General features: G+C 68.5%; 19 protein-coding genes. 12 read left to right on the forward strand and 7 right to left on the reverse strand.

The annotated features are described in order from the left end of the window. Nucleotides 1–217: 217 nt before the first annotated feature. The 6 genes from V3391_RS16670 to rph all read right to left on the reverse strand — a co-directional run bounded on the left by V3391_RS16670 (nucleotide 218) and on the right by rph (nucleotide 6,164). Complete coding sequence (locus V3391_RS16670; RefSeq protein ID WP_232134326.1) at nucleotides 218–562, reverse strand: PilZ domain-containing protein; 345 nt, start codon at nucleotides 560–562, stop codon at nucleotides 218–220. Continuing rightward, complete coding sequence (locus V3391_RS16675; protein WP_332079547.1) at nucleotides 559–2,826, reverse strand: DUF1631 family protein; 2,268 nt, start codon at nucleotides 2,824–2,826, stop codon at nucleotides 559–561. The genes V3391_RS16670 and V3391_RS16675 overlap by 4 nt, the downstream gene beginning before the upstream one ends. Nucleotides 2,827–3,226: 400 nt before the next feature. Further along, on the reverse strand, nucleotides 3,227–4,384 hold the full coding sequence (gene hemW / locus V3391_RS16680; protein ID WP_332079548.1) for a radical SAM family heme chaperone HemW: 1,158 nt from the start codon (nucleotides 4,382–4,384) through the stop codon (nucleotides 3,227–3,229). Between the two features lie 45 nt (nucleotides 4,385–4,429). Then, complete coding sequence (rdgB, locus tag V3391_RS16685; RefSeq protein WP_332079549.1) at nucleotides 4,430–5,035, reverse strand: RdgB/HAM1 family non-canonical purine NTP pyrophosphatase; 606 nt, start codon at nucleotides 5,033–5,035, stop codon at nucleotides 4,430–4,432. Then, nucleotides 5,032–5,439: a VOC family protein gene (locus V3391_RS16690; protein WP_332079550.1), complete on the reverse strand. Its 408-nt coding sequence runs from the start codon at nucleotides 5,437–5,439 to the stop codon at nucleotides 5,032–5,034. The genes rdgB and V3391_RS16690 overlap by 4 nt, the downstream gene beginning before the upstream one ends. Further along, a complete protein-coding gene (rph, locus tag V3391_RS16695; protein WP_332079551.1) occupies nucleotides 5,436–6,164 on the reverse strand; it encodes a ribonuclease PH in 729 nt (242 codons plus the stop codon). Before rph ends, V3391_RS16690 begins: the two co-directional genes overlap by 4 nt. 106 nt (nucleotides 6,165–6,270) lie before the next feature. Between rph and V3391_RS16700 the strand changes: the two genes are divergently transcribed. The 12 genes from V3391_RS16700 to V3391_RS16755 all read left to right on the forward strand — a co-directional run bounded on the left by V3391_RS16700 (nucleotide 6,271) and on the right by V3391_RS16755 (nucleotide 24,802). Beyond that, nucleotides 6,271–7,131 carry a YicC/YloC family endoribonuclease gene (locus V3391_RS16700; RefSeq protein WP_332079552.1) on the forward strand — a complete coding sequence of 287 codons (861 nt, stop codon included), beginning with the start codon at nucleotides 6,271–6,273 and terminating at the stop codon, nucleotides 7,129–7,131. A 115-nt stretch (nucleotides 7,132–7,246) separates the two neighbouring features. Next, nucleotides 7,247–7,891: a guanylate kinase gene (gene gmk / locus V3391_RS16705; protein WP_332079724.1), complete on the forward strand. Its 645-nt coding sequence runs from the start codon at nucleotides 7,247–7,249 to the stop codon at nucleotides 7,889–7,891. A gap of 106 nt (nucleotides 7,892–7,997) precedes the next feature. Beyond that, nucleotides 7,998–8,300 carry a DNA-directed RNA polymerase subunit omega gene (rpoZ, locus tag V3391_RS16710; protein ID WP_332079553.1) on the forward strand — a complete coding sequence of 101 codons (303 nt, stop codon included), beginning with the start codon at nucleotides 7,998–8,000 and terminating at the stop codon, nucleotides 8,298–8,300. A gap of 153 nt (nucleotides 8,301–8,453) precedes the next feature. After that, entirely contained in the window at nucleotides 8,454–10,625 is a 2,172-nt protein-coding gene (locus V3391_RS16715) for a RelA/SpoT family protein (RefSeq protein ID WP_425497283.1), read from the forward strand. 63 nt (nucleotides 10,626–10,688) lie between these two features. After that, the gene (locus tag V3391_RS16720; RefSeq protein ID WP_332079555.1) at nucleotides 10,689–11,072 is read left to right on the forward strand and encodes a RidA family protein; all 384 of its coding nucleotides are present in this window, start codon (nucleotides 10,689–10,691) and stop codon (nucleotides 11,070–11,072) included. Between the two features lie 16 nt (nucleotides 11,073–11,088). After that, nucleotides 11,089–13,197, forward strand: coding sequence for an ATP-dependent DNA helicase RecG (recG, locus tag V3391_RS16725; protein WP_332079556.1), 2,109 nt, complete (start codon nucleotides 11,089–11,091; stop codon nucleotides 13,195–13,197). Nucleotides 13,198–13,400: 203 nt separating this feature from the next. Next, nucleotides 13,401–14,054, forward strand: a complete 654-nt coding sequence (locus V3391_RS16730; protein WP_332079557.1) for a response regulator transcription factor — start codon at nucleotides 13,401–13,403, stop codon at nucleotides 14,052–14,054. A 200-nt stretch (nucleotides 14,055–14,254) separates the two neighbouring features. Next, nucleotides 14,255–21,169, forward strand: coding sequence for a YadA-like family protein (locus V3391_RS16735; RefSeq protein ID WP_332079558.1), 6,915 nt, complete (start codon nucleotides 14,255–14,257; stop codon nucleotides 21,167–21,169). 98 nt (nucleotides 21,170–21,267) lie between these two features. Next, on the forward strand, nucleotides 21,268–22,203 hold the full coding sequence (locus tag V3391_RS16740; RefSeq protein ID WP_332079559.1) for a nucleoside hydrolase: 936 nt from the start codon (nucleotides 21,268–21,270) through the stop codon (nucleotides 22,201–22,203). An 82-nt stretch (nucleotides 22,204–22,285) separates the two neighbouring features. Beyond that, nucleotides 22,286–22,537 (forward strand): type B 50S ribosomal protein L31, encoded by a 252-nt coding sequence (locus V3391_RS16745; RefSeq protein WP_332079560.1) that lies wholly within the window; start codon nucleotides 22,286–22,288, stop codon nucleotides 22,535–22,537. A gap of 262 nt (nucleotides 22,538–22,799) precedes the next feature. Next, nucleotides 22,800–24,101, forward strand: coding sequence for a citrate synthase (locus V3391_RS16750; protein WP_332079561.1), 1,302 nt, complete (start codon nucleotides 22,800–22,802; stop codon nucleotides 24,099–24,101). Nucleotides 24,102–24,379: 278 nt separating this feature from the next. Beyond that, nucleotides 24,380–24,802, forward strand: a complete 423-nt coding sequence (locus V3391_RS16755; protein ID WP_332079562.1) for a hypothetical protein — start codon at nucleotides 24,380–24,382, stop codon at nucleotides 24,800–24,802. Between the two features lie 35 nt (nucleotides 24,803–24,837). Here V3391_RS16755 and V3391_RS16760 read toward each other — a convergent pair whose 3' ends face one another. Beyond that, nucleotides 24,838–25,470 carry a hypothetical protein gene (locus V3391_RS16760; RefSeq protein WP_332079563.1) on the reverse strand — a complete coding sequence of 211 codons (633 nt, stop codon included), beginning with the start codon at nucleotides 25,468–25,470 and terminating at the stop codon, nucleotides 24,838–24,840. Nucleotides 25,471–25,566 lie beyond the last annotated feature (96 nt).

Here is a 25,566-nt window from a genome sequence, read left to right on the forward strand (position 1 = left end):
TCTGCCGTATTGACGCAGGTGCGTTGTTTTGCGGCCTCGGGCCTTTGCTTGCAGGCGTGCCGCGCTTCCGGTGTTGTCGCGCTGTTGGCCTTCGCTCGCCTTTCCTGGGTCGGCGTGCGATAGCGAGCTCACAAACCCGATGGGTCTGCTCACATGGACTGCCGGGTTGGAAGATCAGAAGCAGACGCGTCGCGTCCTGTGGCCGCGGCACCGAACGTCAGGCGTAATGACTTCCCGGCGCATTGACCCACCCCTGCAACCGGTGCGCCAGCGACGGCGTCGTCGCGATGAAGCGGAAGCCCGCCCAGCTCGCCCCGGCAAGCGTCGCATCGTCGAGCCACAACAGATGCGCGCCGATCTCGACCGGCGCGTCGGGTGCATCGGGCAGGGTGAAGGACAGTTGGTACAGCGCGTCCTCGACGAACGGTTCGCTGGCGATCAGCAGCATGCCGGTTTCCGACAGGTTGCCGACACGACCGATGACGCGGGCGGTCATCGCGTCGGTCACCAGGATCACATCCGGTGCCTTGCGGCGCTTGGCGCGGCGGAACTCCTGCATCATGCCGTCGCCTCCGACGTGCGGCTTTCGCCGCGGCCGGCGAAGCTGCGCAGGGCGCCCATTGCGGCCTGCCAGGCGCGGTCCACGAGGTGCCCGCGATCGGCGGTCACGACGCGCGCATTGCCGGTCGCCATCAGCCGCGCGACGGCGTCCATCGACTGCTCGCCGGTGCGCTGGCCGCGCTGGTTGACGAACAGCACGTGATCGGTGATCGGGCTGTACCAGGACATGCGCCGGCGCACCATGTCGCCCTGCTGGTTGGTGGTGAATTCGATCCAGGTGCCGAACGGCAGCGTGCGCAGGTGGTCGTACTGCGCCTGTTCCTCGGCCGTGCGTGCCGGCGGTTTCTCGCGGCGCGCGGTGCCGGCGTCCTCGCCCAGACGGGCGCGCGCCTTGAGCTTCATCGCCAGCTCGGTGCGCGACGCGGCATCGTCCTCGTCGCTGCGATGGCTGGTCAGGCGCTGGGCGATCACCGTCGCCTCCTCGCCGTGGTAGCCGACCTGGCCGAGCGCGGATTCGACATCGGACTGCAGCGTATCGTCTTCGCGCGGCACCGCATCGAGCAAAGCCTCGACGATGCGGCGCGTCATCGCCAGCTGGTGGGCGGCCTCGCTGGACGACTCGCCATGCCGCAGCAATGTCAGCGTGAGCACGTCGGCCCAGGCCTGGTCGAGCAGCGCGCGCGAGAACCGCGGCAGGCGACGCTCGCCGACGATGCCCTGCATCAGCTCGTCGGCCCGGGCGCGCGCGGCGGCCAGCTTCTCGCGACCGCGGGCGGCCTCGATATGGCGACGCTCCTGCAGCTCGGCAGTGCGTGCCTGCGTCTGCAGTTGCGCCTGCACCCGCGCATTGCCTTCGGCGAACACCGCCACGTCACCTTCGTAATTGCCGACCACGAAGGCCACCGCGGCGCGCAGGGCGGCCTGCACGCGCGGATCGAAAGCGGTGTCGTCGTGCCAGTTGGCGGCGCTCTCGGCGACGGTGTTGAGCAGCTGCCGCGCCGGGTGGCGCTGTCGGGTGAAGAAGGAGTGGTCCTTGAGCGCCGCACGCAGCACCGGAATCTGCAGCTCGCGCACCAGAGGTGCGGCCGGCGCCTCGCTGCGGATCTCCTGTTCGATGTGCCCGTAGAGCATGCCGAGCAGTTCGAACGCGTCTTCGTCCTGCGGCGCCAGACTGGCACCCTCGCCGCTGCGCTGACGCGCCTGCGCCAGCAGCGAGCGCTTGATCTCGACCAGGCTGCGTCCACCCCCCTGGGGCTGCTGCTGGAGCTGCCGCAGCGCATCGGACACTTCGCTGGTCGCCAGCTGGCGCCGTGGCAGCGGCGAATCGGTGCGCGGCTGGAACTTGCGCAGCAGTTCGCGGCGCCCGGACATCAGGGCCTGCAGGCGCGCGTAGGCGGCCTCGTGCGACTGCGCATCGTCCGCGTCGTCGTCGGCGGTCTCGGGTTCGCCCCAGCCGGTGTAGGGGCGCTGGGCGTCGTCCACCTGCGGACGCGGCATTTCAACGGGATCGGCAGTCCTTGCCACGCGGGAGGCTTCCTTGGGTTCGACGGGCTCGACCCGCGCGCGCATCGGCACGAACGTCAGCGAGGGCAGGATGCCGTCGTCGGCGAGCTGCGCGTCCAGGCGCTCGAGCACACGGGCATAACCGGGCATCACCACCCGGTCGAAGATGCGGTACAGCAGCAGCCGCGCGTCGTGCTCGATCTCAAGCGTGCGCGCGGCCGAGGCGATCGCCCGGCACAGGCACTGCGGGCCCAGCGGCAGGCGCTCGGCATCGAAGGCGGGCGACGCGGCGAGCACGCCGAAGCGCTGGCCCAGCAGGTGCAGCGACAGGTTCGCGCGGCCCTCCTGCCGGCTCGCGATCTCGCGCAGCACGGTGCCTTCGTCCATCACCGTGTCTTCAACCAGGCTCAGCGGCCCGAACGAGGCGGTGTCCAGCGGCGTGGGTGGCGGAGGCGGTGCCGGCGTGCGGATGGCCGCGATCGAGCCCTCCAGCGCGAGCAGGAACCGCGGGACGAGGTCGGCGCGGTTGGCGCGGAACGCCCGCAGCGTGGCCATGTAGCCGGACTCCAGGCCCGGGTTGCGCGCGTGGTCGGCGAGCCGGAACAGCTCCTGTTCGAACTCGGAGACGAGGCTAGACAGGCCGCCATCGAGCTCGGTCGAGACGAACGACAGCGCACGCTCGAGCGTGCGGCGCACGCGCGGGGGCAGGCCGGCCGCGGCGAGCGAGCGGGGAGGCGGCGGATAGTGTGCGGTCGCAGGCATTCCGGTTGCCGGGCTGGGCATCGATCACATTCTTTAGCATGCGCGCGCGGCCGTCACCACTGGCGTGCGCACACAGGCGGACGCCTGCGCGCGGGCGGGGCGTCCGGTTCTGGATAACGCGATGACCGAGCGTCTCCGGCCACCTGTCTGCTGCGCTGCGGCAGGCGGCTGCGCCGGCCCCAGAACTCGTTCAAGGTCCGTCGCGAGCGCCGCCAGATGGGCGCGTGGTGGAGCGCAGGAAGCGCAGCGTACGGGCGGTACGTGAGCATTGTGGCCGTCCATCCATGGCGCCCACCCTTCGGGCCAGCGGCGAGCGCTGTCAGGAATCGCCATGCTGCGATTCCTTCCGAGCACCGCACGCGCGCCAGCTGGCAAGCGCAGCAGGACATTGAACGGGTTCTCAGTCTTCGAGGAACAGTGCGACGACGTCGTTGGTGAAGCGCCGGCCGAGCTCGGTCGGCACGACCCGGTCGCCATCGCGCTGCAACCAGCCCCTGTCGATGGCGACGGCCAGCGGGGCATCAATGGCCGAGGGCGGCAGGCCGGTCGTGGCCTCGAAGCCGGTGAGGGTGAAGCCGTCGACCAGTCGCAGCGCGTTGAGCATGAACTCGAACGGGCGACGCGTCGGCTCGATGCGCTCGTCGCCGCCGATCCCGGCCTGCGTGCCGGCGCCGGCCAGCCACGCGACCGGATGCTTGGATTTCCAGCGGCGCAGGATCGTCTGCTCGCTTCCAAGCGTGAGCTTGCCGTGCGCACCGGCGCCGATGCCGAGGTAGTCGCCGAAGCGCCAGTAGTTGAGGTTGTGCGCGCACTGCCGTCCGGCGCGCGCGTAGGCGGACACTTCGTACTGCGCGTAGCCGGCCTCGGCCAGCAGCGCCTGGCAGCGCTCCTGCATGTCCCAGGCGAGGTCATCGTCGGGGATGCCGGTCGGTGGGCGCGCGGCAAACACCGTGTTGGGTTCCAGCGTGAGCTGGTAATGCGAGATGTGCGTCGGCGCGAGATCGATCGCGCGTAGTACGTCGGCCTCGGCCATCGCCAGCGTCTGATCGGGCAGGGCGTACATCAGGTCGAGATTGAAGTTGTCGAAGCCGGCGTTACGCGCCAGATCGACGGCCGCGGCCGCCTGCGCGCTGTCGTGGATGCGGCCGAGCTTTTTCAGCGTGGCGTCGTCGAAGGTCTGGATGCCGAAGCTGATCCGGTTCACCCCGGCGCGCCGGTAATCCTCGAAACGGCCGTGCTCGGCGGTGCCGGGATTGGTCTCCAGCGTGATCTCCGCCTCGGGCGCGAACCGCAGCCGCGAGGACGCGCCCTGCAGGATGCGTTCGATCGCATCGGCCGGAAACAGGCTCGGTGTGCCGCCGCCGAAGAACACGCTGTGCACCGTGCGGCCCCAGACCAGCGGCAGGTCCTGGTCGAGATCGGCGAGCAGTGCATCGACGTAGGTGTCGAACGGGGGCGTGCCGCCCTTGAACTCGTGCGAGTTGAAATCGCAATACGGGCATTTGCGCACGCACCAGGGCAGATGCACATACAGCGAGAGCGGCGGCGGGATCAGCATCGAGGGACACTCAGGGCGGCATGCGCACGTGCGCGCGGCGCCCGATCAGGTGAGCAGGCCGGACGACGCCAGCCGGTCACGCAGCGCCTGCAGCGCCAGTGCGCGGTGGCTGATGCGGTTCTTCTGCTCGGGCGGCATCTCGGCCGCGGTCAGACCCCGCGCGGGATCGAGGAACACCGGGTTGTAGCCGAATCCGTTGGCACCGCGTGGCGCGTCGAGGATGCGGCCTTCCCAGCTGCCTTCGGCGATCAGCGGCTGCGGATCGTCGGCGTGGCGCAGCAGCACGATCACCGCGTAGAAGCGGGCGGTGCGCCGTGCCTCGGGCAGGCCCTCGAGTGCCTGCAGCAGCTTGGTGTTGTTGGCGGCATCGTCGGTCGGGCTGCCGGCGTAGCGCGCGCTGTAGAGACCGGGCGCGCCGCCCAGGGCATCGACGATCAGGCCCGAGTCGTCGGCCAGCGCCGGCAGACCGGTAACCTGTGAGGCATGCCGCGCCTTGATCAGCGCGTTCTCGACGAAGGTGGTGCCGGTCTCCGGGACATCGTCCACGCCAAGCTCGCGCTGCGGCAGAACCGTCAGCGGCAGATCGGCCAGCATCGCGCGCAGTTCGAGGAGCTTGCCGGCGTTGCCGCTGGCCAGGACGAGGGTCTTCATGCGGCAGGCTCCAGCAGGTCCCATTTGGTGCCGTACAGATCGACGAACACCGCGACCGTGCCGTAGGCCTCGATGCGCGGCGTTTCGAGAAACGTCACGCCGGCCGCGGTCATCGATGCATGGTCGCCTTCGAAATCATCGGTGTAGAGAAAGTGGTCGACGCGGCCACCGGTCTGGTCGCCGATGCGCGCGCGCTGCGCGTCATCGGCAGGCTGCGCCAGCAGCAGCGACGCGTCGTCCGCAGTGCCGGGCCCGATCTGTACCCAGCGCTTGCCGTCGCCGAGCGGCCGATCCTCGAACACCCGGAAGCCCAGCGCATACGTGTACCACGCGATGGCCGCGTCGTAGTCGGCCACCAGCAGCGTGGTCAATGCGATGCGCCGCTTCGCGTGGTGCGGTGTCATCCGGCGAGAGCTTCGCGCTGCAGGGCGACGAGCTGGGCGACGCCGGTTTCGGCCAGCTGCATCATCGCGTCCATCTCGGTGCGGCGGAATGCGTGGCCTTCGGCGGTGCCCTGGACCTCGATGAAGCCGCCGCCGTCGTTCATCACGACATTCATGTCGGTGTCGCAGTCGCTGTCCTCGGCGTAGTCGAGATCGAGCACCGGCACGCCGCGATAGATGCCGACCGAGACGGCCGCGATCGCGCCGTGCACAGGATCGCGGGTGATCTCGCGACGGCCGCGCAGCACGCCGATCGCATCGACCAGCGCGATGTAGGCGCCGGTGATCGCGGCAGTGCGGGTGCCGCCGTCGGCCTGCAGCACGTCGCAGTCCAGCGTGATCGTGCGTTCGCCGAGCGCCTTGCGGTCCACGCAGGCGCGCAGGCTGCGGCCGATCAGGCGCTGGATCTCCAGCGTGCGGCCGCCCTGCTTGCCGCGCGCGGCTTCGCGATCATTCCGGGTGTTGGTGGCGCGCGGCAGCATGCCGTACTCGGCTGTCACCCAGCCCTCGCCCTTGCCGCGCAGGAAGCCCGGCACGCGGTTCTCCACGCTCGCCGTGCACAGCACGCGGGTGTCGCCGAAGCTCACCAGCACCGAGCCCTCGGCATGACGCGTGAAGCCGCGCTCGAAGCGCACGGCGCGCAGCTGATCGGCAGCGCGGCCGCTGGGACGGGTGAAGTCGGACATGGGGAGCCTGCAGGGGGAAAGCGGGCATGGATTCTAGCAGTGGCGCCGGAATCGCCCCGGCGGGCGGTGGCATACTCGTCCGCCGTTTTCCGCAGTGAACTTGCCGATGATCCGCAGCATGACCGCCTTCGCTTCAGGCGAGCGCAGCACCGAGTGGGGCACGCTGGCCTGCGAACTGCGCGCGGTGAACCACCGCTTCCTCGAACTCGGCACGCGGATGCCCGAAGAGATGCGAGCGGCCGAACCGGCACTGCGCGAGCGCATCGCGTCGAAGGTCTCGCGTGGCAAGGTCGATCTGGGCCTGCGTCTGCGCAGCGCCGAGGGCGGCGGCGAGCTGCAGCTCAACCAGGCGCTGCTGGGCCAGTTGCAGCATCTGGCCCAGGATCTGCGCGGCGGATTCCCGGAACTGCGCGCCAGCCTGACCGAGCTGCTGCAGTTCCCCGGCGTGCTGCAGTCGCGCGGCGTCGATCCAGCGGCGCTGCAGGTCGAAGTGCTGGCGCTGCTCGACACCGTGCTCGAAGACTTCGTCGCCGCGCGCGAGCGCGAGGGCGGCAAGCTGGTCGCCGCGATCCTGGAGCGCGTGGACGGCATCGCCGCGATCGCCGCCGAGATCCGCGTGCTGATGCCGCAGATCGGCGAGGCCCAGCGCGCCAAGCTGCAGGCGCGTCTCGACGATCTGCCGCACCCGGTCGAGCCCGGTCGCATGGAGCAGGAGCTGGTGCTGTGGCTGCAGAAGCTCGACGTGGACGAGGAGCTCGATCGCCTCGACAGCCACGTCGTCGAGATCCGCCGCGTGCTGGGCCAGCGCGAGCCGCAGGGCCGGCGCCTCGATTTCCTGCTGCAGGAATTCAATCGCGAGGCCAACACGCTGGGTTCGAAGTCGGTCGACCGCCGCAGCTCGCAGGCGGCGATCGAACTGAAGGTGCTCATCGACCAGATCCGCGAGCAGGTCCAGAACATCGAGTGATCCTGCGCGGGCCGGCCCCGGCGCGGGTCCGCATAAAGCGGTACGATGCGCGGCCTTTCGAGCGCTGGAGACGGGCGTGACCCCCGAATCCCACCATTCCGTGGACACGCCGCCGATGCGCGGCACGCTGTTCATCGTTGCCGCGCCGTCGGGCGCGGGCAAGTCCAGCATCGTCAACGCCTGTCTGGCGCAGGATCCCGACATCGCCCTGTCGATCTCGTTCACCTCGCGCCTCGCGCGTCCGGGTGAGCGGCATGCCGAGCACTACCACTTCGTCGGCAAGGATGCGTTCCAGCAGATGATCGATGCCGGCGACTTCTTCGAATACGCCCAGGTGCACGGCGACTGGAAGGGCACCGCGCGCCAGTCGGTGGAACCGCAGCTCGCCGCGGGCAAGGACGTGCTGCTGGAGATCGACTGGCAGGGTGCGCGCCAGGTGCGCGACAAGGTGCCCGAGGCCGTGAGCGTCTTCATCCTGCCGCCGTCGCGCGAAGCGCTGGACCAGCGCATGCGCAAGCGCGGCCAGGACAGCGAGGCGGTGATGGCCCAGCGGCTCGCGGCCGCGCAGGAAGAGATGTCGCACTACGACGAGTTCGACTACGTCGTGGTCAACGAGGATTTCGACACCGCCGTAGCCGAGATGTGCGCGATCTTCCGCGCCAGCCGGCTGCGCCGCGAACGCCAGGCCGAGCGCCACGCCGCGCTGATCGCGCGTCTGCTGCGCGAAGAGGCGGGCGTCGCGGCGTCGAGCGCAGGCTAACTGCTTGATTCATATAGCCGGCGCTTGCGCCGGCATGGGGCCGGCGCTACGATGCGCGACCCTTTTTCGTCAATTCGCGCGGCCGATCCGGTCGCCGGGAGCCCGTATGGCCCGCATCACCGTAGAAGATTGCCTGGAAGTCGTCGACAACCGCTTCGAGCTGGTCATGCTGGCCGCACGTCGCGCCCGCCAGCTCGCCAATGGCGTCGAATCGCAGCTCGACAACAGCGAGAACGACGACAAGCCGACCGTGCTGGCACTGCGCGAAATCGCCGCGCGCCGCATCGATCAGCCGTTCATCGACGCCGTCGACAAGTCCGAGCGCGAGCGCAAGGAACGCGAGGCGCTGGAATGGGCCGCCGCCGAAGTCGTGGCCGACGAGGACATGGGCAAGGGCGACGATCTCTGATCCGCCTGCCGCGCGCCTGAGGCGCGCCGCCTGGTGTTCCACCGACGACCCCGCTCCGGCGGGGTCGTTGCGTTTGTGCGGTACGCACGCGCAGCCGCGTGGCCGTATGCGGATGTGGTTCCCAAAGTACGACCGTGCCCGTAGGCTTCGTGGATGACGCCCGCCGCACCCGCCACTGCCCCTGTAATGCCCGATATCCCCGCGGATGACGCGGTGCCCGAGTACATGCGCGTGCTCGAGCGGGCGGCGCAGTATCTGCCCGACGAACAACGCGCGCAGCTGCGTCGTGCCTGGTCGGTCGGTGCGGCCGCGCATTCGGGCCAGATGCGCAAGTCCGGCGAGCCCTACATCACCCATCCGGTCGCGGTGGCCGTGGTGCTGGCCGAGCAGAAGGTCGACATCGAGACGCTCGTCGCGGCGATCCTGCACGACACCATCGAAGACACGCCGCTGACGCGCGAAGCGCTGGCCTCGGCATTCGGCGAGACCGTCGCCGAGCTGGTGGAAGGCGTCACCAAACTTGACAAGCTCAACTTCGGCAGTCGCCAGGAAGCGGACGCGGAGAGCTTCCGCAAGATGATGCTGGCGATGGCGCGCGATCTACGCGTGATCCTGATCAAGCTCGCCGACCGCCTGCACAACATGCGCACCCTCGGCGCGCAGCCGGGACCGTCGCGCGAGCGCATCGCGCGCGAAACGCTCGACATCTACGCACCCATCGCCCAGCGCCTGGGCATGAACAAGATCAAGGCCGAGCTGCAGGATCTCGGCTTCCACGCGCTGTATCCGATCCGGCACATGGTGCTGGAGCGGCGCATCCGCAACCAGCCGCTGGTACGTCGCGAAGCGCTGGCGAGCATCGAGGCGCAACTCGCGCAGCGGCTCACCAGCGCGGGCCTGCAGTACCGGCTCGTGGGTCGGGTGAAATCGCCGTGGAGCATCTACAACAAGATGCAGGGCGAAGGCAAAACCTTCACCCAGGTCATGGACGTGTTCGGTTACCGGATCATCGTCGGCAACGCGGCCGACTGCTATCACGCGCTCGGCATCGCGCATTCGGTGTTCAAGCCGCTCGACGGGCGCTTCCGCGATTTCATCGCGATCCCCAAGGCCAACGGCTACCAGTCGCTGCACACGGTGCTGTTCGGGCCCTACGGCGCGCCGATCGAAGTGCAGATCCGCACCGAGGAAATGGAACTGATCGCCGAGCGCGGCATCGCCGCGCACTGGGCCTACAAGCACGGCGGCGACGGTCCGAACAGTGCGCAGTCACGTGCGCACACGTGGATCGCCGGGCTGCTCGAATCGCAGCGGGCGACCGGTTCGTCGCTGGAGTTCCTCGAGAACGTCAAGGTCGATCTGTTCCCGGACGAGGTCTACCTGTTCACGCCCAAGGGCGACATCATGTCGCTGCCGCGCAATTCGACCGCGCTGGATTTCGCGTACGCGGTCCACACCGACATCGGCAACCAGGCGGTGGCCGCGCGTGTCGACGGCAAGCTGGTGCCGCTGCGCACGATGCTGTCGAGCGGGCAGCGGGTGGAGATCGTCACCGCGAAATCCTCGATGCCGCGTCCGCAGTGGCTGGAATTCGTCGTCACCGGAAAGGCCCGCACCGCGATCCGCGCGCAGCTCAAGCATCTGCAGCACGAGGACGCGGTGCAGCTCGGTCATCGCATGCTCGACCGCGCGCTGGAACTGCTCGGCACCTCGCTCGACCGGCTGCCGCAGGAGCGCCTCGACGCGTATCTGGTCGAGGCGAAATATCCGCGGCTCGAAGAACTCATGGCCGACATCGCGCTGGGCAACTGGATGCCGGCGCAGGTGGCGCTCGCGCTCGCGCAGCACGATGGCGGCGTGCCGACCGAGCAGATCGCGCGCGCCGGCGAGACGATCCGTATCCGCGGCGACGAGCGCGGCGTGATCACGTTCGCCAACTGCTGCATGCCGATTCCCGGCGACGACATCATGGGCTACCACACCACCGGCCGCGGCATCGTGGTGCATCGCGTGGATTGCCCGAACGTCGCCGAGTTCCGCAAGTCGCCCGAGCGCTGGGTCGCGATCGACTGGGACCGCGAGGTCGTCGGCGACTACAACGTCGCGTTGCGCATCGAGGTCGAGAACCATCCCGGCGTGCTCGCGCAGGTGGCTGCGGCGATCGCACGCGTGCATTCCAACATCGACGGCGTGGAGTATCTGGAACGCGACAGCACCATCGCCGCGATCCGCTTCTCGATCGAGGTCAAGGGCCGCAAGCACCTGGCCGAAGTGATCCGGCGGACACGCCGCCTGCCGGTTGTGCACGGCGTACAGCGGATGTAATCCGAACCGCGGCGCGGCGTGCGCCCGCTAGAATGCGGGCTTTCCCGTCGCCGGAGTTCCACGATGCCCCGCACGCCCATTTCCACGACCGATGCGCCCGCCGCGATCGGTCCGTATTCGCAGGCCGTCCGCGCCGGCGACACCGTGTATTTTTCGGGCCAGATTCCGCTCGACCCGGCCACCGGCGAGATCGTCGCCGGCGACATCACCGCGCAGGCACGTCGCGCGTTCGACAACCTCAAGGCGGTGGCCATCGCGGCCGGCGGCAGCCTCGACGACATCGTGCGCGTCGGGCTGTACGTCACCGATCTGGGCGAGTTCGCGCAGGTCAACGCGGTGATGGCGGACTACTTCGCATCGCCGTATCCCGCGCGCTCCACCATCGAAGTGCCGGCGTTGCCGAAGGGCGCGCGCTTCGAGGTCGATGCGGTCATGGTGCTCGGCTGAGGGCCAGCGCGCCCGTATGAGCCGGTCCGGCATCCACGCGCCGACGCTCGCCGATGCGGGCCAGACGCCGGTGTCCGCGTTGTCGGGCGTCGGGCCGAAGGTCGCAGAGAAGCTCACTGCGCGCGGGCTCGCGACGATCGGCGATCTGTGGCTGCATCTGCCGCGCCAGTACGAGGACCGCACCCACGTCACGCCGATCCGCCATCTGCGCGGCGGCGTGCCGGCGCAGATCGAAGGCACGGTCGAAGCGGTCGAAAAGGGGTTCCGGCGCCGGCCGATGCTGCGCGTCGCGATCTCCGACGGGTCCGGCGGCACGCTGGTGCTGCGCTTCTTCCATTTCCGTGCCGCCCAGGTGGCGCAGCTCGCCGTGGGCACGCGGCTGTGCTGTTTCGGCACGCCGCGACCCGGCCAGCAGGGTCTGGAAATCGTGCATCCCAGTTATCGCGTGCTCGACGACGACGCGATGACGGTGCTCGACGATCGCCTCGATCCGGTCTATCCCGCGATCGAAGGCGTCGGCCCGCAGATGCTGCGACGGCTGGTCGGGCAGGCGCTCGACCGGCTGCCCGGCGATGCCGCGCTCGAACTGTTGCCCGGTGACGCGCTGGAGTCGCTCGGCATGCCGACGCTGCGCGATGCGCTGCTGTACGTGCATCGGCCGCCGAGCGACGCGGACATGGCGATGCTGGCGTCGGGTCGTCATCCCGCCCAGCGTCGGCTGGTGCTTGAGGAAATGCTCGCCCACCACCTGAGCCTGCGTCGGCAACGCATCGCGCTGCAGGCGCATCGCGCGCCGGCGCTGCGCCCGGGCACGCTCGCCGCCGCGTTGCAGGCCTCGCTGCCATTCGCGCTGACCGGCGCGCAGTCCCGTGTGCATCGTGAGCTGCTGATCGATCTGGCCCGGCGCAAGCCGATGCTGCGACTGGTGCAGGGGGATGTCGGCAGCGGCAAGACCGTCGTCGCCGCGCTGGCGGCTGCCGCCGCGATCGATGGTGGTCGTCAGGCCGCGTTGATGGCGCCGACCGAATTGCTGGCCGAACAGCACGCGCAGAACCTGCGGGCCTGGTTCGAGCCACTGGGCGTGCGCGTGGCCTGGCTCGCAGGCAAGGTCACCGGACGCGCGCGCGCGGCGGTGCTGGCCGATATCGCGTCTGGCGCAACGCCGCTGGTGGTCGGCACGCACGCCCTGATGCAGGCCAGCGTCGCCTTCCACGACCTCGCGCTCGCCATCGTCGACGAGCAGCACCGTTTCGGCGTGCACCAGCGCCTCGCGCTGCGCGACAAGGGCGCGGGCGGCGATCGCGTGCCGCACCAGCTGGTGATGACCGCAACACCCATTCCGCGCACGCTTGCGATGTCGGCCTACGCCGATCTCGACGTCTCCGCGATCGACGAACTGCCCCCCGGTCGCACGCCGGTGCAGACGGTCGTATTGAGCAGCGAGCGACGGCCCGCCCTGATCGAACGCATCCGCCACGCCTGCGCCGATGGCCGTCAGGCGTATTGGGTGTGCACGTTGATCGACGATTCCGATGAAGTCGTCGCGCAGGCGGCGCAGACGACGTTCGAACAGCTCTCCGCCGCGCTGCCCGAGCTCCGTGTCGCGCTCGTGCACGGACGCATGAAGCCGGCTGCCAAGCAGGACGCGATGCGTGCGTTCAAGCAGGGCGCCGTCGATCTGCTGGTGGCGACGACCGTCATCGAGGTCGGCGTCGACGTGCCCAATGCATCGCTGATGGTGATCGAGAACGCCGAGCGTCTCGGTCTCGCGCAACTGCATCAGCTGCGCGGCCGCGTGGGGCGGGGCAGCGCCGCATCGAGTTGCGTGCTGCTCTACCAGGCGCCGCTGTCGCGGATGGCGCGCGAGCGTCTGGACACCATGCGCACGACGAGCGACGGCTTCGTCATCGCCGAAAAAGACCTCGCGCTGCGCGGCCCGGGCGAACTGCTCGGCACCCGCCAGACCGGCCTGGCCGAATTCCGCCTGGCCGATCTCGCGCGCGACGCCGACCTGTTGCCGGATGTCCATCGGATCGGCGACGCGATGCTCGTTGCGCAACCGGCGCTGGCCGATCGCGTGGTGTCGCGCTGGATCGGGAGCGCCACCCGCTACGCAGCCGCCTGAATAGGTTGTGTATCTGGTACAACGGCGGCTGTGAAGTCTTCACAGTTTCATCACATCCGGGAAATACCGTAGCAATTCGCGCAGCAAGTGTGCCTTTTGTCACATTTTGCTGCCCGGTATCCCTGCAGCGGACGGGATAATTCTGAGACGTTAGACATCACCGGAAGGCGGGTCCGGCCCCCGACATGCCCAGGGAGGGACAGATGGAAACCCAGTTGCGTATTTTCATCGCTGACGATCATCCATTTACGCTCGCCGGCGTGCGCGCCGAAATCGAACGGGCGGGCGAGCCGTTCGTGGTCGCCGGCGAAGCTTCGAACGGTGCCGTCCTGCTCAAACTGCTGGAGGCATCACGTCCAGGCGATCTGCTGGTCACGGATTTTTCGATGCGGGGCCCGCAGCTTCGCGATTGCGACGGACTGCCGCTGCTGTTGACCCTGCGCCGCCAGTTTCCGGCACTGCCGATCATCGTCCTGACCGAGGTCGAGAATCCGGCGATGCTGCGCGCGATGGTGGATGCCGGTGTGCGCGGCCTGGTCGACAAGATTTCGGCCCGCAACGAACTGCTCACCGCAATCCAGAAAGTTGCCTCGGGACGCATCCATTTCTGCCGCACGATGCGCGCGGTGCTCGATCAGGCCGGCGGACTCGACAAGCCGCAGGTCCGCATCTCACCCCACGAAGCCGAGGTCGTGCGCCTGTTCGTCGGCGGCCTGACCGTCAGTGAGATCGCGGTGCGCCTCTCGCGCAGCGTCAAGACCATCAGCCGGCAGAAGAACGACGCGATGCACAAGCTGGGTCTCGACAACAACAGCCAACTGTATGCGTACGCGCGCGATCACGGGTTGACCTCCTGACGACATACCGGAATGCGCCCCCGGTTTTGAGAATAGTCTGATTCCTGCTTTTTCGGCCCTCTGATTATCTGATCGCGTCGAGACACGTCCACGTGTTTCGCGATCGATCAGACGGACAGGGGGCTGTCCGGCGCGTCGCCTCGAAGCGGCTGCCGCGTCCCGCTGTCGCCCACCAGGCAACGCAGAGGGAGAGGACGCAGATGAATCGCATTTTCCGCAAGGTGTGGAACCGGGCGCTGGGCGTCGTGGTGGTGGCATCGGAACTTGCAAGGGGCCGCGGCGCCGATGTGCAGGCAGGGCGCGCGCATTGCATGCCGGCGATCTCGATTCTGGCGGCGGCACTGTTGTGCGCAGGTACCGCGTCCGCGCAGGACGAGACGGCTGCGACGCGCGACGAGGCGGAGACGATCGCAAAAGCCGTCGAGCAGCACCTGCAGTCGCAGGACGATGCTGCCAACGACCGGGCGTCTTCCCTGCTGTTCTCCAGCGACATGCTGTCCGCAGGCGCGCAGTCGCGCTCGGTCATGGGAGGCGGCGCCGTGATGCCGATGGGCGTCATCAATCCTGGCGGTCTGACGGGTGGCACCCTGCCGGGCCTGGTCAATCATCTGCAGCAGTTTCTCGTGGGCGGTAACTACCAGCAGTGCGGTCTGCTCGGCAATGGCGGACTGCTGCCAACGGAATGCCTGACGATCTCGCGCGCGAACTTCAATTACGCATTTACCGGGGTCGAGGTGATCGGCACCAACATCGTGACGCTACCCAATGTGGGGGATCTCAACGGCAACCGGCCCGCGGACCACACGACGGTGATCGGGCGGGCGACATCGGGCAGCTATCTCACGGTCACGAATGCGCAGTATGGGAGCAACGCGAACAACGCCACCTGCACGTTATTCGGGATCGGGGGGCTTTGCGTGGGCAATGCGCTCGGCACCTACACGTGGTCCACGCTCCCCGCGCAGGATTTCCAGATCATCATCGGTGACGGCGCTGCGGCGAACGGATCGAATACGGTCGTCCTCGGAACGAATGCCACGCACACGCTGCCGACCACCGCCTGGACCGGCGCCGGCGCGCCTGATGGCAATTACGCGGCGAGGCTCGGCAATGCTGTCGTCGTCGGTCATGGCGCGAACGGCACCGCGGATCGGCAGGTAATTCTCGGCGCGAATGCATCGTCGACGCATGCCAACAGCGTTGCGCTCGGTGCGGGCGCGGTGACCGATCGGGGCGCACTCACGAACTACACCGCGGCGGGCACGTCTCTGGTGCGCTCCTCGGTCGGTTCGGTGTCCATCGGCGCAGGCGCAACGAACCGCCAGCTCACGCATGTCGCGGCGGGTACGCTGGCGACCGACGCCGTCAATGTCGAGCAGATGCAGGGCGCCATCTCGCAGGTCAATGCCGTCAATGCGCTCGCAGTCGGCTACGACACCGCGGCGCGAACCGGGATCACCCTGCAGGGCGCGGGTGGCACGACGATTTCGAATCTCGCGGCGGGTGCAGTCACCCCCGCCAGCACGCAGGCGGTCAACGGCGCGCAGCTGCATGGCGTGAGCACGTCGGTCGCAGCCGGTCTGGGCGGTGGCTCGACGGTCGCGGCGAGCGGCGCCGTCACTGCGCCGACCTATGCACTGCAGGGCGGCACCGTGACCACGAACAACGTGGGTGCTGCGGTTGCGAATCTCGATGGACGAACGACGGGCAACACGACCAGCATCACCAACCTCACCAACGGTACGGCGGGCCTGGTGCGACAGGATCCCGGCTCGCTGGCCGTGAGCGTGGCGGGTACGACGGGCGGCACCACGGTGAGTTTCGCCAATGTGTCGGGCGCCACGCGCACCCTGGATGGCGTGACGGCAGGCGTCTTGTCGGCCGCAGGCACGCAGGCGGTCAATACCGGGCAACTGTTCAATACCGGCAGCACCCTGGCAACCCGTCTCGGCGGCGGCGCTACGTTGGCAGCCGACGGCACGGTGACCGCTCCGGCTTATAGCCTGCAGAGCGGCACCGTCACCGCGTCGGATGTCGGCACGGCGCTGGGCAATCTCGACGGGCGTGCCACCACGAACACCACGAACATCAACGCAGTGCTTGCAGGTGCCGCAGGGCTCGTGCGCCAGGCGGCGCCGGGTGCCGCGCTGACGGTGGGTGCGGAGACGGACGGCACTGCAGTGGGCTTTGCGAACAACGTGGGCGCCGCCCGCACGTTGACGGGCGTCGCAGGCGGCGCGGTCGCCGCGGGCAGCACCGAAGCGCTCAATGGTGGCCAGCTGTTCGCGTCCAACACTGCCGTTGCGGCGCATCTCGGCGGCGGTGCAGCGGTCAACGGTGCCGGTCTCATCACGGCGCCGGGCTACACGATCGGAACGACTGCCTATACGAATGTGGGCGATGCGTTCGGCGCGGTGAATGGCGCCCTTGCAGACGCCACCGCGGTCGGCCTGCTCGCGGTGCGCTACGACACGGATGGCGCCGGTAATCCGAATCTTGCGCGGATCACGCTCGGCAATGGCGTCGCGGGCGGCACAACGCTGGCGAACGTCAGCGCAGGTATTGCGCCGGCTGACGCGGTCAACGTGTCGCAGCTGGCGCCGGCAGTCGCCGCACTCGGAGGGGGCGCGGGCATTGATCCTGTGACCGGCGTGGTCACGGGACCGACCTACGCGCTCGCCGACGGCGTTGGCGGTACCGCGAATTTCACCACGGTCGGCGACGCGCTGGGCAATCTCGACGGGCGCGTGCAGGGCAACACAACCAACATCAACAACCTGATCGGCGGCACCGCGGGTCTGATCCAGCAGACGGGGGCGACGGCGCCTCTGACCGTCGGTGCACAGACAGGCGGCACGCTCGTCGATTTCCGCGCATCTGGCGGTGTCGCCCGGACGCTTGACGGGATCGCGCCGGCCGCACTCGGCACGACGAGCCTGCAGGCCGTCAGCGGCAGCCAGCTGTTCGGTCTCGGTACCAACGTCGCGGCCCGTCTCGGCGGCGGCGCGACATTCAATGCGGCTGGCGTGCTTTCGACGCCGTCATACACGATCCGCGGTGTGACCTTCAACAATGTCGGCTCGGCATTTACCGCGGTCGAGAATGCATTCGCCAATCTCGGCGGTGCCGTCGGTGACCCGAGCGTGTTCGCGGTCACTTACAACGTCAGTGCGACCGACCCGGACGTACCGGACTTCTCGAGGATTACGCTGCAGAACCCCGGTGGGACCGTGATCGGTAATGTTGCGGCGGGTGCCAACGCGCTCGAAGCCGTCAACGTCGGTCAGCTGACCAGCGCAATTAACGCGCTCGGTGGCGGTGCGGCTGTCGACACGACGACAGGCGCGGTGATTGCGCCCAACTACACCCTCGACGACGGTACCGACTCTGGTTCGACGGAGGCGTTCGCCAACGTCGGCGATGCGCTCGGCAATCTCGATGCCCGCACGACGGGTAATACCCTCAACATCAACAATCTGCTCGCGGGTACGGCAGGACTGGTGCAGCAGGCCGGTCCAGCGGCTGCGCTGACTGTAGGCGCGGCGACCGGCGGCACACAGGTCGACTTCACCGGGACGGGCGGTGTCGCGCGCCGTCTGAGCGGCGTCGCCAACGCGACCGTCGCGACGGATGCCGCCAATCTCGGTCAGATGCGGGCAGTCGGGGCGTCATTCGCGGCGCAGCTGGGCGGTGGCGCGACAGCGAATGCGGACGGCACCGTGACCGCGCCGAGCTACACGATCGCCGGCGCGAGTTACAACAACGTCGGCGCTGCATTCGATGCGGTCGATGCGGCGTTCGACACTGCGGTGTCGATCGGTGCGTTTGCAGTGCGATACGACGACGTTGCGGGTAGCCCGAATCTCGCGCGTATCACCCTTGGTGAGGCCGGAACGCCGACGACGATCGGCAATCTTGCGAACGGTATCGCACTCGGCGAGGCCGTGAATGTCGGCCAGCTCGCGCCCGTCATCACAGCACTCGGCGGTGGCGCGGCGTTTGATCCTGCGACGGGCGCGGTCACGGGGCCGACCTATACGCTGGACAGCGGCGCCAACATCGGCGCGACGATTGACTACGGCGATGTGGGCTCGGCGCTGGGCAACCTGGATACACGCGTGGTCAGCAATACCGCAATCATCGAGACACTCGATGGCAGCGGCGCCCCGCGCTTCTTCCGCGTGAATTCGACTGGCGCAGTCGCGCAGGCGCTCGGTGCGGACACCGTGGCGATCGGCCCCAACGCCATCGCGAACGGCCGGGGTGGCGTGTCCATCGGCCTGAACGCCGTGACGGGTGATGCGACAGACGCGACACGCGTCGATCAGGTTGCAATCGGCAACAATGCGCGCGCCACTGCGCAAAACAGCACCGCGGTCGGTGGCGAATCGCAGGCCAGTGGCCCGCAATCGACCGCGTTCGGATCGGCCGCGCGAGCGACCGGTTCGAACAGCGTGGCGGTGGGACGTAACGCAGCGGCGGGCAACAGCGGCACTGCGGTCGGCATGAACGCCGCCGCCACCGGTGTGCGTGCGACTGCGCTCGGTCAGGGCGCGCAGGCTACGGTCGCGGATTCGACGGCGGTGGGTCAGTTTGCGTTTGCCACGGCGACGAACAGTGTGGCGCTGGGCCTCGGTTCGGTTGCCGACCGTGCGAATGCGGTGTCGGTCGGTACTGCAGCCGTGCAGCGGCAGATCATCAACGTCGGCGATGGCACGCAGGACACCGACGCGGTGAACCTGCGGCAGCTGACGGCGGTCGAAAACCAGATCACCGACCTCGGCGAACTGGCGGTGCAGTACGACGACGCGTCCCAGTCGCGATTGACGCTGGCGGGCGCTGACGGCACCACCATCGGCAATGTCGCCGCCGGTGTGGCAGACGACGAGGCGGTGAACGTCGCCCAGCTGACGCCGGTGGTCGACGCGCTCGGCGGCGGCGCCGGCATCGATCCGGTGACCGGTGCGGTGACCGGTCCGACGTACACGCTCGACGACGGCAGCGACACCGCGACGACGCAAGATTTCAACAACGTCGGCAGCGCGCTGGGCAACCTCGACACGCGCACGACGACGAACACCAGCAACGTCAACGCGCTGCTCGATGGCAGCGCGGGTCTCGTGCGGCAGGACCCGGCTACCGAAGTGGTGACCATCGCGGGCCAGACGGGCGGCAGCCAGGTCAGCTTCGCCAACGCGAGCGGCGGCGCACGTCGCCTCAGTGGCGTCGCGGCGGCAACCGACGCGGCCGATGCGGTGAACCTCGCGCAGCTGCAAGGCGCCAGCGGATCGGTCGCCACCCATCTGGGGGGCGGCGCGACCGTCAACCCGGATGGCACCGTCACCGCGCCGACCTACAGCATCGGCGGTGCCAGCTACGGCAACGTCGGGGCGGCATTCGATGCGGTCGATGACGCGCTCGGTGATGCCGTCGCGATCGGCGCGTTCGCCGTCCGCTACGACGACGACGGCGCCGGCGCGCCGAACCTCGCGCGCATCACGCTGGCGGGTCCGACGGGTACGACACTGGCCAACGTGGCGGCCGGCGTGGCAGCGGACGAGGCGGTCAATGTCGCGCAGCTCACGCCGGTTGTGGATGCGCTGGGTGGTGGTGCGGGGATCGATCCGACCACGGGCGCGGTGACCGGCCCGACGTACGTGCTCGACGACGGCAGCAACACCGGCACCACGGTCAGCGTCGACAACGTGGGCTCGGCGATCACCAATCTGGACGGCCGCACCACCACCAACACGTCCGACATCGCGGGACTTCTGGCCGGCACCGCAGGCCTGGTGCAGCAGGACGCCGCCACGCTGGCGATCGGCGTGGGCAACCAGGTGGGCGGCACGCAGGTGGACTTCGCGAACAATGCCGGCGACGCGCGACGCCTCAGCGGCGTCGCCGCCGGCACGGTCGATACCGATGCGGTGAATCTCGCGCAGCTGCGCGATGCGATCGTCGACGTGAACTCCGACAGCGTGTTCGCGGTGCGCTACGACGAGGACGTCAACGGCGACCCGGACTACAGCCGGATCACGCTCGGCGGCGGCGCAGACGGTACGACGCTGGCGAACGTGGCCGGCGGTGCGATTTCCGCCGCCAGCACCGAGGCCATCAACGGCGGTCAGCTGTTCGCGACGCACTCGGCGATCGCGGGCCTGCTCGGTGGCGGTGCATCGGTGACGCCGCTCGGCACGCTCGTCGCGCCGAGTTACGCGATCCAGGGCGCGTTCTACGACAACGTCGGGTCCGCACTCGCGGCGCTCAACAGCGGTCTCGACGCGGTCAACGGCCGGATCGACGGCCTGCCGCCGGGTCCGGGAGGCACCGATGCGCTCGTCGGTGTCGACGGGCCGCGTGACGGCACCGGCGATGCCGCGGTGAACGACGGTTCGCGCGGTGTCGCCGTCGGCGCCGCCGCGGTGTCGGACGGTGACCAGGCAGTGGCCGTGGGGGGTGACAGCGCCGCGGTCGGCGACAACGCGACCGCGATCGGCGGAAGCACGACCGTGCAGGCCGCGAACGGCACCGCTGTCGGCGCCAATGCGACGATCGCCGCGACAGCGCCGAATGCGGTTGCCGTCGGCGAAGGTGCCACTGTGGCGGCCGCCGGCGGCGTGGCGGTCGGGCAGGGTGCCCAGGCCAACGCCGGCAATTCGGTGGCACTGGGCCAGGGATCCGTGGCCGATCGCGCCAATACGGTGTCGGTGGGATCCGCGGGCGGCGAACGCCAGTTGACGAATGTGGCCGCCGGCACCGCAGGCACCGACGCGGTGAATGTCAACCAGATGAACGCCGGAATCGAGCGGGCGCTGCAATCGGCGAACGACTACACCGACGCGCGCTTGAACCAGATGCAGTCAGACGTCTGGGAAATCGATCGCGGCTACCGCGCAGGCGTGGCGTCGGCGATGGCGGTGGCGGGCCTGCCGCAGGCCTATCAGCCGGGCCGGAGCATGGTGGCGGCGGCGGTCAGCGGCTACGAGCAGGAGGCCGGCCTGGCGGTCGGCATCACCACCATCTCGGAAAGCGGGCGCTGGGTCTACAAGTTCAGCGGCACCACCAATACCCGCAACGATGTGGGGGTGACCGTGGGCGCCGGCATGCAGTGGTAAGCCCGTCCGTGTGAGTCCGAAGCGCCCGGTCGATGCGTCGGCCGGGCGTTTCCGTTCTCGGCGGTCGCCGCCGTGGACGACGCGGGCGATAATGCGGCATGACCGATAAAATCCCGCTGCTGATCGATACCGACCCGGGCGTCGACGACGCCCTCGCGCTCCTGCTGGCTTTCGACGACGACGCGCACGACGTCGTCGGGCTGACCATCGCCGCCGGCAACGTCGGTCTGCATCACACCGTCGCCAATGCGCTCAAGCTCTGCGAGGTGGTCGGCCGCACCGATGTGCCCGTATTCGCAGGCACTGCGTCGCCGCTGCTGCACGCCGCACCCGACGCGGCCTACGTCCACGGCAACGACGGGTTCGGCGACATCGGCTACGCGCCGGCGTCGCGTGGGGTCGAAGACGAGCATGCCGCACTGGCGATCCTGCGTCTGTCGCACGTGCATGCCGGCCGTCTGGTACTGGTCGCCCTGGGGCCGCTGACCAATGTCGCGCTGGCGTTGAAGCTCGATCCGAGCCTGCCGTCGCGTGTGGCGCGTTTCGTGGCGATGTCGGGTGCGGTGACCGGCCACGGCAACATCACCCCCAGCGCCGAGTTCAATGCCTACTTCGACCCCGAAGCGGCGAAGATCGTCTTCGACGCGTTCCCGGTGTTCGACCTGTCGGACTGGGAGGCCACCGTCGCCCACGGCCTGCCGCATGACGCGGTGCTCGGCTGGATGCAGGCAGGCGGCGAGATCGGCCGGTTCTACGAGGCGATCTCGCGCAAGACCCGCGAATGGTCCGCGGACCGGCGCGGCGACGACTGGCATTCGGCCGATGCGCTGGCGATGGCCTGGGTGCTCGAACCCGGGTCCGCGCAGGAGGTCATCACGCGTCCGCTCGATGTCGTGCTCGACCACGGGCCGGCCCGTGGTGCGACGGTCGTGGACTGGAACCGCCAGCTCGGCCGGCCCGACAATGCCCGCATCCTGATGCGCTACGACGCGGCCCGGTTCCATGCGCGGATCCGCCGCGTGCTGGGCCGTTGAGCGGAATGCGTCCGGCGGCTTGCGCCGGGGTCCGCTCGATGGTTAAAATGCCGCTCTTCCCTTGCGCAACTTTGGTGCCGCCATGAAGGCCGACATCCATCCCGATTACCGCGAAGTCGTCTTCCAGGACGTCACGTCCGACGGTTTCAAGTTCCTCACCCGCTCGACCCTCGCCGCCTCGGCGAAGGAAACGATCCAGTGGGAGGACGGTAACGAATATCCGCTGATCAAGATCGAAGTCTCTTCGGCCACGCATCCGTTCTACACCGGCCAGAACAAGATCATCGACACCAGCGGTCGCGTCGACAAGTTCCGCAAGCGCTACGCCAAGTAAGCGCGTGTGGAATGGTGCGTGCCGCGAATGCGGTGCGCATCGTCCGACGACACCAGCGGCCGCCCTTGGGCGGCCGTCTGCATTCCGGTTCCTCGCGTTTCGCCGCTGCACGCCGCCGCGGTGCGCTTCGCCGTGTTCGACTTTCGTGCAATGCCACATACCGGCGCGCATGGAATCGCTATGCGATAATTGACGCATTGCGGCACGCGCCGCCCGCCAGGCCGGATGGCGCAGCTGTCCGGAGAAATGAGGAGCCTCCAGAGTGTCTGAATCCAACGCCAAGCTCGACCAGGTCACGCTCGATGCCGCCGGCAAAACGGTGACGCTGCCCGTTCTGCACGGCACGCTCGGCAATCCCTGCATCGACATCTCGAAGCTGCCCAAGGAAACCGGCTGCTTCACCTACGACTCCGGTTTCACCGCCACCGCCAGCTGCAAGTCGGCCATCACCTACATCGACGGCGACGAGGGCGTGCTGCTGTACCGCGGTTACCCGATCGACCAGCTGGCCGAGAAGTCGAGCTTCCTTGAAGTCGCGTATCTGCTGCAGGCCGGCGAACTGCCGACCGCCGACGAATTCGCCAAGTTCGAGCACGAAGTCACGCATCACACGATGATGCACGAGTCGCTGAAGAGCTTCCTGCAGGGCTTCCGTCACGATGCGCACCCGATGGCGATGCTCGCCGCGTCGGTCGCGTCGATGTCGGCGTTCTATCACGACACGCTGGATCTGCAGGATCCCGAACAGCGCCGCCTCGCCGCGATCCGTCTGATCGCCAAGGTGCCGACGCTGGCCGCGGCCGCGTACCGCTATTCGATCGGTCAGCCGATCCGCTACCCGCGCAACAGCCTGAACTACGTCGATCGCTTCCTGCACATGATGTTCGAAGTGCCGAGCGAGCCGCTGGAGCTCAACCCGGTCGTCGCCAAGGCGATGGACCTGCTCTTCATCCTGCACGCTGATCACGAGCAGAACGCGTCGACCTCGACCGTACGTCTGGTCGGTTCGACCGGTGCGAATCCGTACGCGTCCGTCGCGGCCGGCATCACCGCGCTGTGGGGCCCCGCGCATGGCGGCGCCAATGAAGCGGTGCTCAAGCAGCTGGCCGAAATCGGCACTGCCGACAACGTCGAGAAGGCGGTCCTGCGCGCCAAGGACAAGAACGACCCGTTCCGCCTGATGGGCTTCGGCCATCGCGTCTACAAGAACTTCGACCCGCGCGCGAAGATCATCCGCGAGATGACCCACAAGGTGCTCGGCGAGCTGGGCGTCAACGATCCGTTGCTCGACGTGGCGATGAAGCTGGAAGAAGCGGCGCTGAAGGACGACTACTTCGTGGAGCGCAAGCTCTACCCGAACGTCGATTTCTACAGCGGCATCATCTACAAGGCGCTCAACATCCCGACCGAAATGTTCACGGTGATGTTCGCGATCGGCCGCACTGCCGGCTGGGTCGCGCACTGGCTCGAGCAGCAGGTCGATCCGGAAGCCAAGATCGGCCGTCCGCGTCAGATCTACACCGGTTATGACGTGCGCGATTACAAGGGCGCCGACCAGCGCTGATCGACTCGACCACACTGCGGGATCCTCGGATCCCGCGTGCCACGACAGGGCGGCCTCCGGGCCGCCTTCGTCGTATCTGGGAGACCAGCTGTTTCTACGGGAATCCCGACATCCGTCTCAGGTGTTTTCCAGCAGCCGGCTCCTCATGCGCTCGGCAGACTGGGTTCGACACGCGCTGCCCGCACTCTGCGTACCAGACAAGCGCAGCGCTCGGCTCACTCGACGGGGATGCTCGAATGAAGATGGGATGGATGTGGAGCGCAGCGCTCGCTTGCGGAATGGCGTTCACTGCTTCGAACGTGCCTGCGCAGGAAATGTCGTTCCGCAGCGGCCTGATCACGGGGATCAGCCCGATGCAGGTCGCCGCAACGGCCGTCCAGCAACAGACGAAGCCGTCGCAGACCACCGGCGCGCTCGGCCGCGCGCTGGGTCGGATGGCGGGGCGGGCGGCCTCCCGTGTCACCGGCGAGTACTCCTACGAGGCCTACGAGGTCGCCAGCGGCGCGGCGCGCGATGTCGTCGAAGGCGCTGCCGCCGCGCCGGCAGCAGGCGTGCCGACGGTGACCGCCTACATGGTCATGCTCAAGTTCGACGACGGCAGCGAGTCGGCGATCCGCGCCGCGAGTGCCGATGGCCTGCGCGTCGGTGCACGCGCGCGCGTATTCGGCACGGGCCAGAGTGCGCAGATCGTCATGGAGTAAACAACGACGCGCCATCGATGCGACGGCGCGCCGACTCAGCCGACGCCGTGCTCCAGTGCGATCAGCTGCTCCAGCTGCGATCGGGACGCACGGCGCATCGGCTTGTCGTCCATCGTGGACAGCGGGGCCTGTCGCAGACTCGCCTCCGGCAATACCGTCAGGTCGAAGGTCAGATCTTCGGCCGCGAACACCCAGACATCGAAGTCCCCCGCCCGCTGCCGGTCCAGACGCAGTCGGCGCATCCGGCTCTCGGCCGGAATCCCGTGATCGTCCAGAAAGCGCGCGAGTCCGCCCGTGTCATCGGTGTGCACATGCAGCGTGACCGCCGAATGCGCATCCGCCGTGCCTTCGAGCACGGGGCCGACCAGCCGCGGCGAGAACCGTTCGAAGAACCCCATCGCGCGGATGGCGGCTTCGCGCCGCTCGCGCAGCGCAGCGGTCTGGCGTTCGCCACCGAACAAGCGCTGGTACTCGCGCAATGCGTCCTCGATCTCCCGGTTGCGCGGCAGAGACGCATCGTCGTGGATGCCGAGTCGACTCGCCGCCTTGAGCTTGGCGACGTGGAAGTCGCGGATGCCGCCTTCGGCCATGAGGCGGGCGGCCTCGTGCGCGAGGCGATGGCGGCGTTCGCGGGTCTGTGTTTCCGCGTGCTGACGTGCGCGATGCATGCGCGTCCCCTGTCGTCGATCACCTGGGATCGACTTTACGCCCGCGTCGTGACGGGTCAAGACACGGCGCGATCCGCTTCAGCTGCTGGATGCCTC

It is taken from the genome of Luteimonas flava, from assembly GCF_036584485.1.
GTDB classification, from domain to species: Bacteria; Pseudomonadota; Gammaproteobacteria; order Xanthomonadales; family Xanthomonadaceae; genus Luteimonas; species Luteimonas flava.

What these genes read in the sequence shown, in the direction of transcription:
- gmk (WP_332079724.1), top strand. Translation starts at nt 7,247, where the DNA reads ATGCGCGGCACGCTGTTCATCGTTGCCGCGCCGTCGGGCGCGGGCAAG.
- V3391_RS16700 (WP_332079552.1), top strand. Translation starts at nt 6,271, where the DNA reads ATGATCCGCAGCATGACCGCCTTCGCTTCAGGCGAGCGCAGCACCGAG.
- V3391_RS16740 (WP_332079559.1), top strand. Translation starts at nt 21,268, where the DNA reads ATGACCGATAAAATCCCGCTGCTGATCGATACCGACCCGGGCGTCGAC.
- V3391_RS16745 (WP_332079560.1), top strand. Translation starts at nt 22,286, where the DNA reads ATGAAGGCCGACATCCATCCCGATTACCGCGAAGTCGTCTTCCAGGAC.
- V3391_RS16720 (WP_332079555.1), top strand. Translation starts at nt 10,689, where the DNA reads ATGCCCCGCACGCCCATTTCCACGACCGATGCGCCCGCCGCGATCGGT.
- V3391_RS16755 (WP_332079562.1), top strand. Translation starts at nt 24,380, where the DNA reads ATGGCGTTCACTGCTTCGAACGTGCCTGCGCAGGAAATGTCGTTCCGC.
- rdgB (WP_332079549.1), bottom strand. Translation starts at nt 5,035, where the DNA reads ATGAAGACCCTCGTCCTGGCCAGCGGCAACGCCGGCAAGCTCCTCGAA.
- V3391_RS16760 (WP_332079563.1), bottom strand. Translation starts at nt 25,470, where the DNA reads ATGCATCGCGCACGTCAGCACGCGGAAACACAGACCCGCGAACGCCGC.
- V3391_RS16715 (WP_425497283.1), top strand. Translation starts at nt 8,454, where the DNA reads ATGACGCCCGCCGCACCCGCCACTGCCCCTGTAATGCCCGATATCCCC.
- V3391_RS16730 (WP_332079557.1), top strand. Translation starts at nt 13,401, where the DNA reads ATGGAAACCCAGTTGCGTATTTTCATCGCTGACGATCATCCATTTACG.
- V3391_RS16690 (WP_332079550.1), bottom strand. Translation starts at nt 5,439, where the DNA reads ATGACACCGCACCACGCGAAGCGGCGCATCGCATTGACCACGCTGCTG.
- V3391_RS16735 (WP_332079558.1), top strand. Translation starts at nt 14,255, where the DNA reads ATGAATCGCATTTTCCGCAAGGTGTGGAACCGGGCGCTGGGCGTCGTG.
- rpoZ (WP_332079553.1), top strand. Translation starts at nt 7,998, where the DNA reads ATGGCCCGCATCACCGTAGAAGATTGCCTGGAAGTCGTCGACAACCGC.
- hemW (WP_332079548.1), bottom strand. Translation starts at nt 4,384, where the DNA reads ATGCTGATCCCGCCGCCGCTCTCGCTGTATGTGCATCTGCCCTGGTGC.
- recG (WP_332079556.1), top strand. Translation starts at nt 11,089, where the DNA reads ATGAGCCGGTCCGGCATCCACGCGCCGACGCTCGCCGATGCGGGCCAG.
- V3391_RS16675 (WP_332079547.1), bottom strand. Translation starts at nt 2,826, where the DNA reads ATGCCTGCGACCGCACACTATCCGCCGCCTCCCCGCTCGCTCGCCGCG.
- V3391_RS16670 (WP_232134326.1), bottom strand. Translation starts at nt 562, where the DNA reads ATGATGCAGGAGTTCCGCCGCGCCAAGCGCCGCAAGGCACCGGATGTG.
- rph (WP_332079551.1), bottom strand. Translation starts at nt 6,164, where the DNA reads ATGTCCGACTTCACCCGTCCCAGCGGCCGCGCTGCCGATCAGCTGCGC.